We start from the raw sequence: 17,813 nt of genomic DNA, 5'->3' as shown, positions 1-17,813 counted from the left end.
TAGAAGTGAAACGAGGGCACCCCGTGGGGCGGGATACCCTCCGCCTCGACCAAGCGCTGGAATTCCTTGGACTTTAGACGCACTCGCCCTGCCCCTCGGGCGAGGGGCGGGGCCACGGTTCAGTGCACGGGCCCAGGGGCACTCCTTCGCCGACTTCCCTGAAAGGGATCAAGCACCCGGGCCGCTACTTCATCAGGGCCCGGTCCTCGGCAGACAGCAACCCGAGGCACTTCGCGCAGTAGTGCCCCGAGCTCGCGTCCGCGGACGAGATGGCCTTGCCCTTCGCGTCCGACATCACGCAGCCCTTCTCCTCGCAGTGGGGGAAGCCCAGCGTGTGCCCGAACTCGTGCACCGCGAGGTCTCCCAGCCGCCGCAGCAGGGCCTCCTCCGTCTTGCTGTGCTTCTTGTAGATGTACGCGGACACCACGCAGCTCTGCCCGCCGAGGTTCCCCAGGCCCGCGATGCCCCAGTCGAAGATGTCCCCCTTCGTGGTGGAGATCTCCGCCTCCGTCACCGCGATGACCTTCCAGGCGCCCTGGGGCGGGTTCTCGTCGAGCCAGTCCAGCAGCTTCTCCGCCCTCCAGCGGCGGCGCGGCGCGTACCAGGCGTCCTTCGGGAGCTCCCGGGCGGGCTCGACGCGGATGCGCACGTTCATACGCCCCTGGATCTCCTGGGTGACGCGCTCCAGGAACGCCTGCCGCACCGGGCCCAGCGGGACGATGGCGACCACGCGCTCGGGGGGCACCCGTCCCTGCGCCGCCGGAGCCAGGGCGAATCCCAGCAGCACCAGGTTGGCGATCACGAGACCCAGGGTCACGAGGCGGCGAGCGCGCATGAGCCAAGTGTACCCGGCTCAGAGTCCGTCTTCGTCGTCCTCGGACTCTTCCGTCTTCTTTCCGCTGAGGAGCTGATCGATCTCCGCATGCGCCGCCTGGGCCTGCGCCGGGCTGAGCCGCCGCACCGCTTCCATCTGGTCGATGATCCAATGCGCCCGCTTCTTCAGCGCCTTCGAGCCCGAGGCCGGTGAGCGCTTGCGCGGCGCTGGCAGCATCGACGCCAGGAGGGCGCCCTGCGCCGCCGACAGCTCCGAGGCGGAGATGCCGAAGTGCTCGCGCGCCCCCGCTTCAATCCCATACACGCCGTTCCCCCACTCCACGACGTTCAGGTAGAGGGTGAGGATGCGGTTCTTCGGCAGCACCTCCTCCAGCCGGTGCGCCAGGATGAGCTCCTTGCCCTTGCGCAAGAGGCTCCGGTCCGTGGACAGCCAGAGGTTCTTCGCGAGCTGCTGGGTGATGGTGGACGCGCCCCGCCCCAGCTTCCCCTTGCGCATCGCGTCCTCGAGCGCGTTCTCCAGCTCCTTCGTGTCCACGCCCTCGTGCAGGTAGAAGCTCGCGTCCTCCGACAGCAGCACCGCGTCGATGGCGTGCTTGGACACGGCCGACAGCCCCACCCACGACTGCCTGCGCCGGGGCTTCTGGCCGGCCTCCCGCGCCTCCTCGGCGCGCTGCTCGATGAGCGCCGTCGTCTTCGGATTCTGCTTCAGCAGCGGCTCTGCGGACGGGAGGCTCGCGTACTCGTAGGACGCGAACACCACGAGCCCCAGGAACGCCAGCATCAGCAGCCGCCCCAGCCACCCGCCACGCGCGGGAGCCTTCTTGGCCACCTGGCTCGCCTTGCCCGTGTTCCCCAGCTTCACCTTCCCCGAGCTCTTCCCCGAGGCGCCCTGCTTCAGCTTGATCGTCCGACTGCTCATGTGGGCGTCCCATCTACATCGAAGCAACCCGGGAGGAAACTTCGTCTCCGCCCGCGCCCCACCGGCCGGCCGTTCGAGCGCTCGCCGGCCCGTCACTCCCCTACCCGAATGGCCTTCCACGCCCGATTTCTTCCCGCAAGGAGGGGACATGTTCAGGAAATGGATTGCGTGCGGCGCGCTCATCGCGGGGGCCGCACTCTTCGGAACGGGGTGCAGCAACACGGCCGAGGCCCAGGACCAATCGGCCGGCCTCGAGGGGAAGAGCAGCGAGGGTCAGTTCTGCGGAGGCTTCGCCGCCATCCAATGCCCCGCGGGCTACACCTGTGTGGATGACCCCTCGGACACGTGCGATCCGAATAACGGGGGCGCGGACTGCGGCGGCATCTGCCAGAAGACGCCGAAACCCGACTGCAACGACAAGAACCGCACCTACGTCTCGAGGGATCCCGACCGGTGCGCGGCCATCCGCTTCGTGTGCGAGCCGGGCCAGGAGGCCTTCTTCGACGAGTGCGGCTGCGGCTGCCAGCCCGCGCCCACGCCGTAACGAGCTGAGTGGAGTCCGGATGCTCCGGGGGACGAGCAGCCCCCGGAGCACGGGCCCTCGCTACGGGAGGACCTCCGCGGAGCCGCCGGAGATCTTCACCTTCACGTCGACGGAGTTGGGCTGCACGTCCTCTTCGTCGACGATGTTGCTCTTGTCCACGCCCACGCGCAGCGTGTACGTGCCATCCGGAAGGCCGGTGATGTCCAGCCACTGGCACGGGAAGTCCGCCGTGTACACGTCCGCCCAGCCCGGCGAGATGCCCATGGAACCATCGGTGTTGATGAAGGGCTCGGGCGCGTCTCCGCAGTAGGGCACGAGGTCCACCAGGAAGAAGCCCTGCTTGCGGCCCACCGCCACCACCGCGTTCCGCGCGTCGAGCAGCTCGTAGCTCGCGAACCCGACGAGGTGATCATGCTGGTGGCACGTGTCGAACTGGTAGAGGTCCGGCCGCTGGTCGGGGCCCGGGATGTTCACGGCGCCCGAGCCCAGGTTCGGAATGGAGACGCTGAAGCGCAGCAGCGTGCGGTCTCCGGGAGCGCCCACGCACTGCTCCATCACCTCGCAGGCCGTCTCGGGGAAGTTGCGCTGCTCCACGTACACCGTGCGCGAGAGGACGTCCGCGTCCACCGTCACATCCGGCTTGCCCCCGCCGCTCGCCAGGCCGCACGACTCGGCCCCGCGCATGAAGGGCGCGGGCGACTGGGGCGGCACCTTGCCTCCACCGTAGGCCACCACCCGTCCCGGCCGTGACGGTGTCGCCGGAGTCAGCTGGTCGAACGGCGGCGCGAGGCCCGCGAGGAAATCGGCGTAGCCATCCGCGTTGAGATCCCCGGCGGCCACGGGCGTGTAGCGCACGTAGTCCTGGAACCCCGGCCCGATCGCGTCGCTCTTCATCCAGGCCCAGCCCGGATGCAGCTCGGCGGAGAGCGCCTGCTGTGGGAAGAACGCGTAAAGGCGGCCCGCTGCGCTCAGCAGGAACTCCTTCTCCTGGTTGTCCTTGTCCAGGTCGCCCACGAAATAGGGCGTGGCCGAGAGGCCTGGGTACGCCGCGTCCCCGAGGGCGCTCCAGATGGGCGTGGGCGAGACGCCGCCCTCCGGCTGGAGCAGATGCACGTCCACGCGGCCCGTGGTGCCGAGCACGGCCTCCGGGAACCCATCCCCGTTCTGGTCCGGGAAGAAGCTCAGCACCGCCTCGGGAGCCGACCATGCGGGAGAGACGGACAACCCGCCCTCGCAGACACCGGGCCGCGGCGTCTTGCAACCGAAGTACAACTGCGAGCCCGCCGAGGTCTCGTACAGCAGGTCCCCCGCGCCATCGCCGTTGACGTCGCCCGCCCGGAGGACGCGCGTCGCCTTGTCCGGGAAGATCCGCGCCTCGGTGAACGGCGTCTGCGCGCCCGGGGTGGCGCGATACACGGTTGTTTTACGCGTGGCGGTCTGGGTGACGATGAGGTCCTCGAGCCCGTCTCCATCCAGGTCGCTGAGGAAGCCGAAGTAATGGGCGCCCAGGTAGGGCACGCGGAACAGGGGCGTCTGGAGCACCGCCCCGAGATCCGCCGCGCCCGCGTAGACGAGCGTCCCCGCGGTCTGCGAGCGCACGAGGATGTCGGCGAAGCCATCTCCGTTCACATTGCCGATGGACACCACGCTGTTGCGCCCGCTCGCGGACGGGTTGGAGTTCTGCCAGTCCACCTCGGCGATGACGGGCGTGGAGGAGAAGGACGAGCCATGGCCGGCGTAGATGGCCAGCGAGCCCTTGCCCACCATTCCCGTGCACGGAGGCGCCGCGACCACCAGGTCCTTCGAGCCATCTCCGTTCACGTCCCCGAGCGCAATCGAGTTGCCGAAGCACGAGGACCGGAGCGGCGCGGGTGCCTCCAGCGTCCAGAGCGGCGTGTCGGACAGGAAGGGCCCCTGATCCTCGGGAGGATCCGGCTGCTGCTTCGGTGGCTCGTGGCATCCCCCCAGCACCGCCACGAACGCGGTGGCGATGAACACTCGGCGCATCCTCATGATGAAACCCCCACGGTGTCGGGCCCCTCCGGCCAGGGCCCGCCGTCGCCATTAAATGATGATCGGGAAGCCACATATAGACCCCCGGCCGGCGGGAGCCGCACTGGAGGACGAGTTGTCCGGCATGTTGCGCGGCGCCGCCCCCATCGTGGAGCAGCTCTCCCGGTTGCCACTGCTCGAGGGAGACGTCCCGAACATCGTGCGCCTGGAGGCCTGAAACAGGCCGGGCGTGCTATGCCCACCGCCCATGGCCCAGGGATCCGATTCCTTCTCCGAGCTCGCGCAATACACCCTCGATCGTCCCTCCATCCGGCGGCTGCCCGAGCCGTTCTGCCGCCGCAACATGGTGGTGGTGCTCGGCAAGGTCGATGCGAAGGCGCCGCATGCGCCCGTCACCATCGGCATGCTCAACCCCGAGGATCCGACCCTCCGCTCGGAGCTCGCCGACTACCTGCAGCGCCCCATCGAGGCGGTGCGGCTCAACCGCTACGAAATCGAAAAGGCGCTGGAGGCCGGCTTCGGCGTCGGCGCCCAGACGAAGGCGGACCTCGTCATCCGCCGCCGCCCCGCCGCGAACCGTCCACCCACTCCCGTCGAGCTGGTGGACGACATCCTCGCCAGTGCCGTCGAGCGCAAGGCCTCGGACATCCACATCGAGAGCTACGCCGAGGACGTGGACCTGCGCTACCGCATCGACGGCATCCTCCACCAGGCCCACACGGAGCTGAGTCCCGAGTCCGTGCCGGAGGTGGTCAGCCGCATCAAGGTGCTCGCGGGCATGGACATCACCGAGCACCGCCGGCCCCAGGATGGCCGCATCCGCGCCGTCATCGTCCGGGGCGACGAGCAGAAGGTCATCGACTACCGGGTGAGCGTGACGCCGAGCCCCGGCGGCGAGGACGTGGTCATCCGCGTGCTGGACTCGAGCGTGGGGCTCGTGCCCGTGAGCAAGCTGGGGATGAACCCCACCATGGAGCGGCTGTTGCTCCAGCTGTTGTCCAACCCCGAGGGCCTCATCCTCGTCACCGGCCCCACGGGCAGCGGCAAGACGACGACGCTCTACGGGGCGCTCGCGCAGCTCAACGATGGGCGCAAGAAGATCATCACCGCCGAGGACCCCATCGAGTACTTCGTCCCCAAGGTGAACCAGAAGCAGGTGTCCCCGCAGATGTCGCACGAGGTGCTGCTGCGCGCCCTGCTGCGCCAGGACCCGAACGTGATGCTCGTGGGAGAGATTCGCGACCTGGAGACGGGCAGCATGGCCCTCAACGCGGCGGCCACCGGACACGTCGTGCTCGGCACGCTGCACACCGCCGATGCCGTGGGCGCCGTGGGTCGCCTGCGTGGGCTCGAGCTGGAGGGCTCGGACATCGCGGACTCGCTGCTCGCGGTGCTGGCCCAGCGGCTCGTGCGCCGCATCTGCGCGAAGTGCACGGCGCCCGCCGAGCCCACGCCGGAGCAGCGCGAGTTGCTCGGGCCGCTGCTGGATGGGTTCCAGTTCCAGGCGGGCCAGGGCTGCGAGGAGTGCCGCCACACCGGCTACCGCGGACGCGTGGGCATCTACGAGCTGCTGGTGGTGGACTCGGAGATGCAGGACCTCATCGCCAGCGGCGCCCACGGCGTCCAGCTGCGCCGCCACGCCCGCGCGCACGGCTTCCGCACGCTCGTCGAGGACGCGCTGGACAAGATCGCCTCCGGGCAGACAACCCTCACGGAGCTGCTGCGCGTGGTGCCCTACCGGCAGCTCATCAACACTCGCGAGGACCGTCAGCAGACCCCGGAGCGCACCGGCTGAGCGCGGCCCCCACTCTTCCAGCCCCCTGGAAAATCAAGGGTTTCGCCCTGGGGGGCGGCTCCGTACACGAAGGACGCACCTTCGCGGAGGCTCCCGCCGATAATCCGGCAGGCATTTTTCCCCCGAGGAAATACCTCCCATGAGTTTCTTCGACCGGATTGGCGGCAACCGCCTCACCAGTCTTCGCCGCAACATCCTGTCCCACGTGCACCCCGCGGCCCGCCCCGCCACCCCGGCCGCCGCGAGGAACACCGCCCGCCCGGCCACCACGGGCCGCAGCTCCTTCACCGCCGCCTCCGCCACCGCCCGCAGGACGCCGGGCCGCACCTCGGCCGCCGCGGCGCGCCAGGCCGCTCGCGCCCGCAGTGGTGCCAGCGCCGCTCCCGCCCGCCAGCCCCAGTCTCATGGCCTGTTCGGGGGTCTGCTCCACAAGGCCGCCTCCGCGGCGCGCAAGGCCACCCAGACCGCGAGCCGCATCACCCGCTCCGTGCGTCAGGGCTCCAGCCAGCTCCAGCACGCGGCCCAGCACGGCCTGCAGCGGGCGAAGAGCGTGGGCCATGAGGTCTCCGCGCGCGTCAACGCCAACCCCGTCGCCAAGGCCCTCAAGCGCACTGGCGGCTTCGCCCATCGCGCGCTCGGCCACGCCGAGAACTTCCAGAAGCTCACCGATGGCGTGAAGGGGCTGTCCGACAAGGCCCACACCTCCGTCCGGGACGTGCGTCAGGCCGTCAAGAGCCGCAGCTTCGGGGACATCTCCAAGGCGTACCACTCCGTCGCGGACACCGTGAAGTCCGGCAAGGAGGTCGTCGCCCACGCCACCCAGGCCCGCGAGAGCCTGCGCGCCATCAAGAACGACTTCGCGAAGACCTTCCCGACGACGGCCGGGCGCCTGGCCAACCAGTACAAGCGCGCCTCCACCGCCGCGGGCAACGTCGCCCGGCGCCTGGGCGTCGACCGCGCCGCGAGCACCGTCAAGCGTCTCACCAGCCGCATCACCCACAACCCCACCGCCAAGGCCTTCCAGCGCACCGCCGGATTTGCCCAGCGCACCCTGGGTAGCGCGCATACGTTGGTGGAGTTCGGGGGCAAGGTGAAGCAGCTCGCCGGCAAGACGCGCACCGCCGCGAGCGACATCCGCACCGCCATCCGCAACCGCAGCCTCTCGGACGCGGGCACGGCGCTCAAGTCCTCGTGGGACGCGGTGAAGTCCGCCAAGGACGTGGTGACCGGATCGCGCGAGGCCCGCGAGGCCCTGCGCTCCATCAAGAACGACTTCAAGAAGACCTTCCCGAAGACCGCCTCCCGGCTCGGCGCGCAGTACCAGAAGGCCGCCAGCGCGGCGGGCAACGTCGCCAAGAAGCTCGGCCTCGGCAACCTCGCCGCCGGGGGTGGCAAGAGCTTCCTCGGCAAGCTCGTCTCGCGCGCGACCCAGTCCCCCGTGGGCAAGGCGCTGCAGCGGGTGAAGCAGAACTCGCGCGCCATTGGCGCGGCCGGTGGCCAGTTGCTCAAGCTGGGCCAGGGCGTCTACGGCGCCGCCACCAAGGCCCCCGGTGCCATCCGCGACATCCGCCAGGCCATCAAGACGCGCACCGCCGAGGACGTGAACAAGGCGCTCTCCTCCACCAAGGGCGTGCTCACCTCGGTGAAGGACATCGCCGAGGCCGCTCCCAAGGCGCGCCAGGCCCTGCGCGTGCTCGGCAAGGTGGCCCAGCGCGTGGCCCCCAAGGTGTCCGCCCGCGTCGCCGAGGTGGCCGGCAAGGTCGCCGCCAGGGCCGGTGGCAAGGTGCTCACCAAGGTGGCGGGCAAGGTGGCCGGCTCGGCCGTCGCCAAGGCCGGAGCCAAGGCGCTGGGCAAGGCCGCGGGCCGCTTCGCCCCGGGCGTCAACATCGCCATGGCCGCCATCGACACGGCCTCGTTCGTCAATACCCTGCGCGACCCGAAGGCCAGCGTCGGCGCGAAGATCACCAGCGGCGTCACCGCCCTGGGCTCCATCGCCGCCGCCACCAACATCCCCATCGTCAGCCAGGTGGGCGCCGGCGTCTCCATGGTGTCCAGCTTCATCGGCGGCCTCTTCTAGGCGCCCCGGGGGTGAGAGCCCCCCGTGCCATCCAATCCAGAATTCTGCTCTAATCCCGCATACCGAGCGGGCGGTGCCCCCCAGGTGCCGCCCGCTCTCCGTTTTGCACCAGCAGCCGGGCTCGACAACGAGCCACAAGGAGTCAGGGTGTCTTCTCGCAACGATGGCAATGGATCGGGATCCGGCCGCGGCAGCACCGGTTCCATCGAGGGCGATCACATCCTCCGCAAGCTGGAGGGCAACGGGGGCGGTGCGAGCCAGCGGCCGGCGCAGCAGAAGGGCACGGCGCCCACGGGGACTGGCACGGGGAACGGCGGGGTGACGGCGGCGCTGGCGGGTGAGCTGCGGGCCTCGGCGGCGCGCGCCTCTGGCGGGGCGACCAGGCCCAACGAGCTGAAGCTGCCCACGGTGAAGGCGCCCTCGCTGGACAACATCCAGGTCTCCGTCCCCCAGGACACGGACATCACGCAGGAAGAGCTCCTCATGCGCTTCCACGAGATGGTCCGCTCGCGCTCGAAGACGCGGGAGCGCGCGCCCGGCGAGCCCGTGCAGATGGGCGACACCGTGGTGCTGGACACGCTCGGCTACGCCGAGGGCCGCCTCATCCCCTTCAGCGCCCGGAGCGGCCTGGAGCTGGAGATGGCGCCGTCGGATCTGCTCCCCGGCCTGTGCGAGGGCCTGGTGGGCACGCCCGTGGGCGGTGGCCAGGAGGTGGAGGTGACACTGCCGGACACCTACCCGGTGGAGCACCTGCGCGGCGTGCGCGCCACCTTCCTGGTGGACGTGGTGGCCGCCCGCGAGGTGACGATGCCGGTGGACGCCGAGAGCGACGCCTTCGTGCGCTCGCTCGGCCGCGGCACCACGCTCGAGTCGGTGATGGAGTCCATCGCGGACGAGATCGCCGACGAGCGCGCCGATGACATGTGGCTGGAGGCGCAGGAGCGCGTGCTGGACGAATTGGTGCTGCGCACCGAGGTGGAGCTCACGGTGGAGATGGTGGACGAGGAGATCCGCCAGGCCTGGAGCGCCACCGAGGCCCGCCTGCTGGCCCAGAAGGACTTCGCGCCGGACGAGCTGCAGGAGGCGCTCGACGGCTGGCTGGAGGACCCGAACACGCGGCTGGAGGCCGAGCGCCGCCTGCGCATCGCCTTCGCCCTGAAGGCCATCATCGAGCGCGACCGGCTGCAGCTCTCCCCGGAGAAGCTCAACGAGGTGTTGGAGGAGGCGGTGGTGCCCTTCGGCCTGTCGGTGGACGAGGCGCGCCGCGCGCTGGCCAACCCCTCCCTGGCCGAGGGCATCCGCAACTCCGCCCTCCAGGTGGTGGCCGTGCGGCACGTCATGTCCAAGGCGCAGCTCCAGTTCGAGGGCGTCCCCGGCGTCTTCTCCGGTAACGGCAAGCAGCTGCGCTAGGAGCCCCGGCGGGAGGGGGAGCGTCCCCTGGGGTGCTCCCCTCCTGTGAGCCACGAGACGGGACGCGCGGCACATTCCCGGCACGCGCCCGGACTCCGCGTTAATTTCGGGGCATGTGGCGGATCCTCAATCCCAACAAGCTGAAGCTGCCCTCCGCGGAGGAGGCCCTGCCGGGCCGTTCCACCCGGATGGCCGTCCCCCCGAAGCACCACGTCAACGGCGCGCCGCTGGAGCCGCCCTTCCCCGAGGGCCTCGAGGAGGCCGTGTTCGGCCTGGGCTGCTTCTGGGGCGCCGAGCGCAAGTTCTGGCAGACGCCCGGCGTGTACTCCACCTCGGTGGGCTACGCGGGCGGCCACACCCCCAACCCCACCTATGAAGAGGTGTGCTCGGGCCGCACCGGCCACACCGAGGTGGTGCGCGTGGTGTACGACCCGAAGCAGGTGTCTTTCGAGAAGCTGCTGAAGGTCTTCTGGGAGAGTCACGATCCCACCCAGGGCATGCGCCAGGGCAACGACGCGGGCACCCAGTACCGCTCGGCCCTCTACTGGACCACCGAGGCGCAGCGGAAGGCGGCCGAGGCCTCGCGCGACGCGTACCAGAAGGTGCTCACGCAGGCGGGCCACGACGCCATCACCACGGAGCTGCGCCAGGCGCCCGAGTTCTATTACGCCGAGGACTACCACCAGCAGTACCTGTCGAAGAACCCGAACGGGTACTGCGGCCTGGGGGGCACCGGCGTGAGCTGCCCCGTGGGCGTGGCCGCCGCGCCGTAGCAGGGCGGCCCGAGGCCGTGCGCCCTACTCCGAGCGCATGGCCTCCACCGGATCCAACCTCGCGGCGCGTGCCGCGGGGTAGATGCCGAAGATGAGGCCCACGCCCGAGCTCATCGCCAGCGACAGCCACACCGACCAGAGCGGCACGATGGTGTTGAAGCCCAGCATCCACCGCGCGAGGAAGGCCAGCCCGAAGCCGAGCGCCACGCCCATGGCGCCTCCCAGCAGCGACATCATCACCGCCTCGGTGGCGAACTGGCCGAGGATGCGCGCCTTGCGCGCCCCGAGCGCCTTGCGGATGCCGATCTCCTTCGTCCGCTCCGTCACCGACACCAGCATGATGTTGAGGATGCCGATGCCGCCCACCACCAGCGACAGCAGGCACACGCCGAAGCTGGCGATCGTGATCACCTGGGAGAGCTGGTTGAAGGTCTCGGTCATGGACTCGTTGGTGCGCACCTCGAAGTCATTGGGCTCCAGCGGGGCCACGTCCCGGCGGCGGCGCATGAGGTTGGTCACCTCGTCCTGCGCCTTGGAGAGCAGCTCGGGCGACTGGGCCTGCACCGACAGGCTCACCGAGTTCACCGTGCCGTAGAGCACCTCGTAGGCGCGCAGCGGGACGATGACGACGTTGTCCATGCTCGCCATGCCCAGGAAGCTGCCGCGCCGCTGCAGCACGCCCACCACGGTGAAGGGGCGGCCCTTGATGCGCACCTCCTGCCCGAGCGGCTCCATGTTCGGGAAGAGCGTGTCCACGATGTCCAGGCCCAGCACCGCCACCTGCCGCCCATCCACCGCCTCCACCTGGCCGAAGAAGCGCCCCGAGGCGATGGTGATGCCGCTGGTGTCGATGTACTCGGCGGAGGCTCCCGTGACGCGCACCGAGGGCCGCGTCTCGAGCGTCGCCGTGGAGATCTTCTGGGCGCCCCGGCTGTCCGCGGAGGACACCACGCCCACCGACGGACACGACTCCTGGATGGCGCGCATGTCGTCGAGCGTCAGGTCCTTGCGCTTGGCGTACTGCTGCCAGTTCACCCGGCCGAAGCCCATGGGCCACTTGCTCACCTGGAAGGTGTTGGCGCCGAGCTGCGACAGATCGTTGTTCACCTTGAGGCGCAGGCCCTCGATGAGGGCCATCATGACGATGACCGTCGTCACGCCGATGACGATGCCCAGCAGCGTGAGCAGCGAGCGCAGCGGGTTGCCCAGGAAGGTGCCCATGGCCAGCCGCAGGTTGTCGACCACGGCCAACAGGCTGGACTGGAAGCGTCGGGACTTGGTGCTCACGGTCGTGCTCACTCGTAGCGAAGGGCTTCCACGGGGTCCAGGTTCGCGGCGCGCGCCGCCGGCCAGATGCCGAACAGCAGCCCCACCAGCGCGGCGAAGCCCACGCCGCCCACGATGGTGAGCCACTGCACGTCCGCCGCCAGCGGGGTGATGAGGGATACCACCTTCGCCGTCCCCAGCCCCACCACGGTGCCGAGCATGCCGCCCACCGCGGACACGGCGGAGGCCTCCATGAGGAACTGCAGCACGATGGTGCGCTTGCGCGCCCCGAGCGCCCGCCGGATGCCGATCTCCCGCGTCCGCTCGCGCACCGACACCAGCATGATGTTCATGATGCCGATGCCGCCCACCAGCATGGTGATGAGGCCCACGCCCACCGCCACGCCATAGAGGGCGCCGGTGAGCTGCTCGTACGTCTGGGCCAGCATCTCCGGCTTGTTGATGGAGAAGTCGTCCGGCTCTCCCGGAGGCGTGCCCCGGATGCGCCGCAGGATGCCTATCAGCTGATCCTCCGCCTTGTGCACATCATCCGCGGGCTCCACGGACATGGCCATGCTGAAGGGCCGGCCCTTGCCGAAGTTGGCGTAGAACGTCTTGAAGGGGATCAGCACGGTCAGATCCTGATCGATCTCCAGGAGCTTGCCCTTGCGCCCGAGCGTCCCCACCACCTGGAAGGGCCTGCCCTCGACACGGATGGTGCGGCCCACGGGATTGAGCCCCGGGAAGAGGCCCTCGGCCACGGTGGCGCCGATGACCGCCACCGGCCGGGTGACGGCGTCATCCGCGTCGGTGAGGGCGCGTCCGGCCACCACCTCGTAGGCGGCGATGGAGAAGTACTCCTGCGTCGTCCCGGAGATGTCCACGTTGGACAGCTGCTCGCCGCCGAAGGCCACGTCCCCCTGCCGGCTCACCACGGGCGCCAGGCCCGAGAGGAACGTCGCCTGCGAGCGGACCTGCTCCAACTGCGGCAGGGTGAAGTCCTTGCGGTTGCGGTACTTCCACCAGTCCCCCTTGATGACCCAGGGGAACTTGGAGACGTAGAGGGTGTTGGCACCGATGCTGGCCAGCTGCCGCTCGAAGGAGCTGTTGAGCCCCTGGATGATGCCGACGATGGCCAGCAGGGTGGCCACGCCGATGCCGATGCCCACCGTGGTGAGCACCGTGCGCATGCGGTTGGCCCCCAGCGAGAAGAACGCGATGCGCGCCCCCTCGAGCATGTCCACTCGCACCGCCTTGCTCTTGCTCATGCGCCCCCCGCGGCCTGCGCCGGGGCCGGGGCCGCGTCGCCCAGGGCCACCTGCCGCCCGGGACCGTCCGCGACGATTTCTCCGTCACTGAGCCGGATGGCCCGCGGGCAGCGCGCCGCCAGCTTCGGCTCGTGCGTGACGAGCACCAGCGTGTTGCCCGTGCGGTGCAGCTCCTCGAACAGCCGGACGATCTCCTCGCCCGTGGCCGAGTCCAGGTTGCCCGTGGGCTCGTCCGCCAGGAGCATGGAGGGCTCGGCCACCAGCGCCCGGGCGATGGCCACGCGCTGGCGCTGACCGCCGGACAGCTCGTTGGGCTTGTGGTGCATGCGGTTTTCCAGGTGCACCTTGGCCAGCGCCGCCCTGGCCCGCTCGCGCCGCTCCTTGGCGCGGATGCCCCGGTAGACCAGCGGCAGCTCCACGTTGGCCAGCGCCGTCTCGCGGGGCAGCAGCTGGAACGTCTGGAAGATGAAGCCGATCTCCTCGTTGCGCACCACGGCGAGCTCGTCGTCCGTCATGCGCGACACGTCCTTGCTGTTGAGCATGTAGCGGCCGCTGCTGGGCGTATCCAGGCAGCCCAGCACGTTCATCAGCGTGCTCTTGCCCGAGCCGGACTGGCCGATGATGGCCACCCACTCGCCACGGCCGATGCCGAAGGAGACGCCGCGCAGCGCGCGCACCTCCTCGCCACCCACGTGGAAGACGCGGGTGACGTCCCGCACATCGATGAGCCGGGAGGGCCCGGCGCCGTTGGACTCGCTCACGACTTCTTCCCACCCGGGCCACCCGGGCCGCCCGGCTTGGGCTCGCGCACCATGTCGCCGTGCTTGAGCTCCTTGGACAGCGTGCGGTAGGGGCCCTCCACCACCTTCTCGTCCGGCTTGATGCCTTCGAGAATCTCGAGGTCCGTATCGGACGCGATGCCCGTGGTCACCCGCTTGAGCTGCACCTTGTTGTCCTCGCCCACCACGAAGACGACCTTGGACAGCGACTCCGCGCGGCGGGCCACCGCCAGGGCACCCTCCACCGGCGGCTGGTAGTCCGGCAGGCTCTTCTCCGGGCGCACCGTCACCGACTGGATGGGGACGAGCACCGTGTCGTCATGCTTCTCGGCGGTGATGCGCACCTCGGCGCTCATGCCGGGCAGTACGCGCGGCGGCCGCGTGCTGAGCGCCACCGTCACCGGGAAGGTGGTGACCTCGGCCTCGGTGCCCGGGTTCTTGATGAGCGCCTTCTGGGCGATCTCCACCACCTGGCCCTGGTACGTCTCGCCCTCGAGCGCGTCCACGGTGATGTCCGCGGGCTGGCCGGGCTTGAGGTGCACCACCTCGTGCTCGCCCACCTCGAACTTCACCTCCATGATGTTGAGCGCGGCGATGGTCATCACCACGTCCTCGGAGAAGTCCGAGCCACGCACGCGCTCACCCACCTCGCGCGACATCTCGATGACGTTGCCGTCGATGGGGGACAGGAGCGTCGTCTTGGCGAGGTTGCTCTGGGCCTCCTCGTAGGCGGCGGAGGCCTGGGCCAGGCGCTGCTGGGCCGAGGCCAGGCGCGCCAGGGCGGAGTCCCGGGCCGCCCGCGACTGATCCACCTCGGCCGCCGAGGCCAGCCCCTTCTTGCCCAGCTCGTCCACGCGGGCGAGCTCGGCGGCGGTGCGGTCCGCCTCCACCTGCGTCACCTGCGCGTCCGAGCGCGCCGCGTTCTGCGCCGCCTGCGCCTGCTTCGTCGACGCCTCGTAGCGCTTGCGATCGATGCGGCCGAGCACCTGGCCCTTCGTCACCCGCCCCCCTTCCTTCACCAGCAGCTCGACGAGATCGCCGGAGAGGTTGGAGGAGATCTTCACCGTGGTGGCCGCCTGCACCTTGCCGGCGCCGGTGATGGTGCGGGTGATGCTGCCCTTGCGGGCCTTCGTCACCTGCGCCTCGACCGTGGGAGGGGGCCGGTCCTTCAGCCCACCCGCGGTGATGGCCGCGCCGCCGAGGAACAGTCCGCCTGCGATGACCGCCTTCCACCACTTCATTTCGACTCCCTCGGGGCCAGAGCTCCCATGGCCCGCATCAGCGCGAAGCGGGCGATTTCCACGTTGATTCTGTTCTCGAGCAGGGTCAGCTCGGACTGCGTGAGCTTGAGCTGCGCGTCGCGCACCTCCAGCGTCGAGCTGACCCCCGCGTTGAAGCGCTCTCCGGCGAGCACCAACGCGTCGGCGGCCGCCTTGCGGTTGGTCGCGGCCAGCTCCGCGGAGGCCATCTGCGACAGCAGCACCACGTACGCCTGGCGCACCCCGCCCTCCAGCTCGCGCTCCGACTGGCGCAGGTTCAGCTCGGAGATCCGGCTCTGGTACTGCGCCCGGCTCGCCTGCGCCTGGGTGTTGAAGCCGTTGAAGAGATCCCACTGCAGGGCGATGCCGGCGTTGAGCGAGTTCTGCTGGCTCGGATCGCCGAAGACCGTGGTTGGATCCGGACCGTTGCGCTGGTAGCCGCCCTGGAGGGACAAGCGCGGCACGTACCCGGCGCGGGCGATGCTCTCCTGCAGCTCCGCGGCGCGCAGCCGCTCGCGCAGCGCCACCAGCAGCGGCCGGCGGGCCCTCGCCTCCTGCAGCGCCTGCTCCAGGGACGGCGCCGGCGCGGGCGCCTGGTTCAGCACGCCCGGATCCACCGCCTCCACGGCCTCCGCGCCCGGCAGGGCCAGCCACGTGGCCAGCTGCGTCTGGTCCGTGGCGAGCTGCGACTGGCGCGACACCACGGCGATGCGATCGTTGCCCAGGTTGACCTGCGCGGACAGTTCCTCGGCCTTGCCCACCCGGCCCGCCTGGAAGAGCGCCCGGGCACGCTCGAGCTGCTGCTCGCTGCGCTGCACGTTGGCATTCAGCACCTGGATGGTGGCCTGGGTGCGGAAGAGCGCGAAGAAGCGCTGGATGCCCTCCAGCTCGGAGGAGGCCCGCTGCTCGAGGGCATCCCCCCGCGCCGCCTCCGCCTGTGCGCCGCTCTGCGCCAGCCGCGCCCACACGGCCCGGTCATAGATGAGCTGCGTGACGGAGAGGCCGAGGTTGAAGCCGGGGATCGTCACACTCGGCACGTCGACGGGCTGCTGCTCGAAGCCACCGCCCTCCACGGGCACGATGTTGTAGGTGCGCTGCGGGCCGATGTACGTCACGTTCGCCCCGGTCGAGAGCCGCAGCTGGGGCAGCAGCCCCGAGCGGGCGATGCGCACGTCCGCCTCGGCCGTGGAGGCCTGCAGCGCGGCCGTCAGGGCCTGGGTGTTCTCCCGGCTGCGCGCACGGGCATCTTCCAAGGTAATGGGCGTGGCGCTGAGCACCATCGCCAGCATGAGCGCGCTCATCGGCCACCTCCCGGACCACGGCCGCCCGGCCCACCGGGCCCTCCGGCCATCATCGCGGGCAGGCCGATGTAGAACACGCCGATGAACAGCACGTAGAGCACCAGGCACAGCAGCAGCGCCCGGTCCTTGCGCATCCCCGTGGCCGAGGAGAAACCCAGCCCCAGCAGGCCCACGCTCCAGAGGTTGAAGAAGTCCACGGCGCGCAGCACCATCTCCATCTTCTTGGACAGCCCGCCGATGACCGCCAGGCTCGAGGGCACCAGGTCCATCACGCGCGCCTCGGTGAGCGAGTGCTGCGCCAGCGCGCAGAGGGTGAAGACCCCGTGGTAGAGCGCGATGGGCAGCATGGCCAGCGCCGCCGCCGACATGAGCTGGCCGAAGGGCGCGCTCCTGTCGAACAGCCACGCGACCACCCACAGCGCCGCCGCCAGCACCAGCGTCAAGAAGGGCATGACGAAGACGCCCTTGGCGATCCCCGCCACCAGCGCCTTGCGCGAAGCGGTCTGGATCTCCTCGGAGATCTCACTCTCCGTCATCCGCTCCAGCTTGCCGGTCATCTGCAGTTCCTGCAGCACCGCGGGGCCGGCGTCCCAGCGGAGGGAAAAGGCGGTCCCAGAAGCGGACACGCACACGGCGAGAAGCAGGAGAGGCCAGAACCAGCGGCGGGCCTCGATGGCGGCACTCGTCGCGTCGAGCGGATCGAGGAGCACGCGAGTCGGTTGGACGATTGAGCTCATAAGGTGTGGTGGCGGGCGACGGTATGTACGCCCAGGAGCACCCCCTATTGCAAGCCGGGTGACAATTGGGCCGAACAGGCAGGCAGGCGGCCCATTCCCCTGCCCCGACCCATGCCGGGAGTAGGAGGTGTAGCGACCTGTAGCGGAAATTTTGCCGGGGAGATCCGAAGGGTGTATTTGCTCGCCTGCCCGCTTGCCGGAGCACGAATGGTCGACAGCACGGATCTCGCTCAGGTACTCCACGAAGCCAACGACATCGCGCAGAGCGTGGCACAGAAAGCCACCTCGGCGCATCTGCTGCTGGCGCTCTTCACGGTGGAGAACCGGGCCCAGCTGCTCCTCAAGGAGAAGGGCGTCGACGAGGACAGCCTCCTCGAGAAGATGACTGCCCAGCCCTCGGAGCAGGACGGGCTGGTGCGCGAGCTGTGCATGCGCTCGAGGGAGATCGCCCAGAGCAGCGGGGCGCGCGAGACGGACTGCATGCACCTGCTGGTGGCCTTCACCCGGGTGCGCTGCGCCGCCAGCGAGCTGCTGGCCCGCACGGGCCTGCACCTCATCAACCTGGGCAACACCGCCCTCTCCTATTGCCTCAGCGGCAGCATGCCCCGGAGGTATCAACCGGGCCGCAGTGCGTCGATGGCCGTGGGCATGCCCCGGCCCACCCGGCCCCTGGGGGCCCCGCCCTCGGCCCCGCCCGCTTCCGCCCTCGCGCTGAGCGCGCCGCGCCCCACCCCCGTGGCGCCCCGGACGCCGTCCCGGCCCGCGATCTCCCCCAGAGACCTCATCGACGAGGTGCACGAGGACTCCGCCAGCACCGCCGAGCCCACGCCCACGCCCG

Annotated in this window: 15 protein-coding genes; 6 read left to right on the top strand and 9 right to left on the bottom strand. The window is 70.1% G+C overall.

The genetic code is table 11. From position 1 onward, the window contains the following. Positions 1–184: 184 nt before the first annotated feature. Together ACJ8AN_RS07010 and mtgA are read right to left on the bottom strand one after the other, a co-directional pair. Positions 185–835 carry a hypothetical protein gene (locus tag ACJ8AN_RS07010; protein ID WP_407754465.1) on the bottom strand — a complete coding sequence of 217 codons (651 nt, stop codon included), beginning with the start codon at positions 833–835 and terminating at the stop codon, positions 185–187. 18 nt (positions 836–853) lie between these two features. Continuing rightward, positions 854–1,753, bottom strand: a complete 900-nt coding sequence (mtgA, locus tag ACJ8AN_RS07005) for a monofunctional biosynthetic peptidoglycan transglycosylase (RefSeq protein ID WP_407754464.1) — start codon at positions 1,751–1,753, stop codon at positions 854–856. Between the two features lie 148 nt (positions 1,754–1,901). On the opposite strand from mtgA, the gene ACJ8AN_RS07000 reads away from it, so the two are divergent. Continuing rightward, complete coding sequence (locus ACJ8AN_RS07000; RefSeq protein WP_407754463.1) at positions 1,902–2,297, top strand: hypothetical protein; 396 nt, start codon at positions 1,902–1,904, stop codon at positions 2,295–2,297. 60 nt (positions 2,298–2,357) lie between these two features. Here the strand turns inward: ACJ8AN_RS07000 and ACJ8AN_RS06995 are convergent, their stop codons facing one another. Continuing rightward, positions 2,358–4,310 carry a lysyl oxidase family protein gene (locus ACJ8AN_RS06995; RefSeq protein WP_407754462.1) on the bottom strand — a complete coding sequence of 651 codons (1,953 nt, stop codon included), beginning with the start codon at positions 4,308–4,310 and terminating at the stop codon, positions 2,358–2,360. A 247-nt stretch (positions 4,311–4,557) separates the two neighbouring features. On the opposite strand from ACJ8AN_RS06995, the gene ACJ8AN_RS06990 reads away from it, so the two are divergent. From ACJ8AN_RS06990 to msrA, 4 genes are all read left to right on the top strand, one after another. Further along, positions 4,558–6,105, top strand: coding sequence for a GspE/PulE family protein (locus ACJ8AN_RS06990; protein WP_407754461.1), 1,548 nt, complete (start codon positions 4,558–4,560; stop codon positions 6,103–6,105). 139 nt (positions 6,106–6,244) lie between these two features. Continuing rightward, positions 6,245–8,182: a hypothetical protein gene (locus tag ACJ8AN_RS06985; protein WP_407754460.1), complete on the top strand. Its 1,938-nt coding sequence runs from the start codon at positions 6,245–6,247 to the stop codon at positions 8,180–8,182. Between the two features lie 147 nt (positions 8,183–8,329). Further along, positions 8,330–9,592, top strand: a complete 1,263-nt coding sequence (locus ACJ8AN_RS06980; RefSeq protein ID WP_407754459.1) for a peptidylprolyl isomerase — start codon at positions 8,330–8,332, stop codon at positions 9,590–9,592. A 113-nt stretch (positions 9,593–9,705) separates the two neighbouring features. Continuing rightward, positions 9,706–10,365: a peptide-methionine (S)-S-oxide reductase MsrA gene (msrA, locus tag ACJ8AN_RS06975; protein ID WP_407754458.1), complete on the top strand. Its 660-nt coding sequence runs from the start codon at positions 9,706–9,708 to the stop codon at positions 10,363–10,365. 24 nt (positions 10,366–10,389) lie between these two features. Here the strand turns inward: msrA and ACJ8AN_RS06970 are convergent, their stop codons facing one another. The 6 genes from ACJ8AN_RS06970 to ACJ8AN_RS06945 are packed head-to-tail and all read right to left on the bottom strand — an operon-like array spanning position 10,390 to position 16,975. Beyond that, positions 10,390–11,619, bottom strand: coding sequence for an ABC transporter permease (locus ACJ8AN_RS06970; RefSeq protein WP_407754685.1), 1,230 nt, complete (start codon positions 11,617–11,619; stop codon positions 10,390–10,392). Between the two features lie 41 nt (positions 11,620–11,660). Continuing rightward, positions 11,661–12,899 (bottom strand): ABC transporter permease, encoded by a 1,239-nt coding sequence (locus ACJ8AN_RS06965; RefSeq protein ID WP_407754457.1) that lies wholly within the window; start codon positions 12,897–12,899, stop codon positions 11,661–11,663. After that, a complete protein-coding gene (locus tag ACJ8AN_RS06960) occupies positions 12,896–13,660 on the bottom strand; it encodes an ABC transporter ATP-binding protein (RefSeq protein ID WP_407754456.1) in 765 nt (254 codons plus the stop codon). Before ACJ8AN_RS06960 ends, ACJ8AN_RS06965 begins: the two co-directional genes overlap by 4 nt. Next, entirely contained in the window at positions 13,657–14,919 is a 1,263-nt protein-coding gene (locus ACJ8AN_RS06955; protein WP_407754455.1) for an efflux RND transporter periplasmic adaptor subunit, read from the bottom strand. The genes ACJ8AN_RS06960 and ACJ8AN_RS06955 overlap by 4 nt, the downstream gene beginning before the upstream one ends. Then, entirely contained in the window at positions 14,916–16,238 is a 1,323-nt protein-coding gene (locus tag ACJ8AN_RS06950; RefSeq protein ID WP_407754454.1) for a TolC family protein, read from the bottom strand. The genes ACJ8AN_RS06955 and ACJ8AN_RS06950 overlap by 4 nt, the downstream gene beginning before the upstream one ends. Next, the gene (locus tag ACJ8AN_RS06945; protein ID WP_407754453.1) at positions 16,235–16,975 is read right to left on the bottom strand and encodes a YIP1 family protein; all 741 of its coding nucleotides are present in this window, start codon (positions 16,973–16,975) and stop codon (positions 16,235–16,237) included. The genes ACJ8AN_RS06950 and ACJ8AN_RS06945 overlap by 4 nt, the downstream gene beginning before the upstream one ends. A 207-nt stretch (positions 16,976–17,182) precedes the next feature. Here ACJ8AN_RS06945 and ACJ8AN_RS06940 point away from each other — a divergent pair. Continuing rightward, the coding region (locus ACJ8AN_RS06940; RefSeq protein ID WP_407754452.1) for a Clp protease N-terminal domain-containing protein at positions 17,183–17,813 on the top strand (631 nt) is incomplete at its 3' end.

Source organism: Archangium sp., from assembly GCF_045802675.1.
In the GTDB taxonomy this organism is placed as follows: Bacteria; Myxococcota; Myxococcia; order Myxococcales; family Myxococcaceae; genus Archangium.
This window is presented reverse-complemented; position numbering and strand designations above follow the sequence as displayed.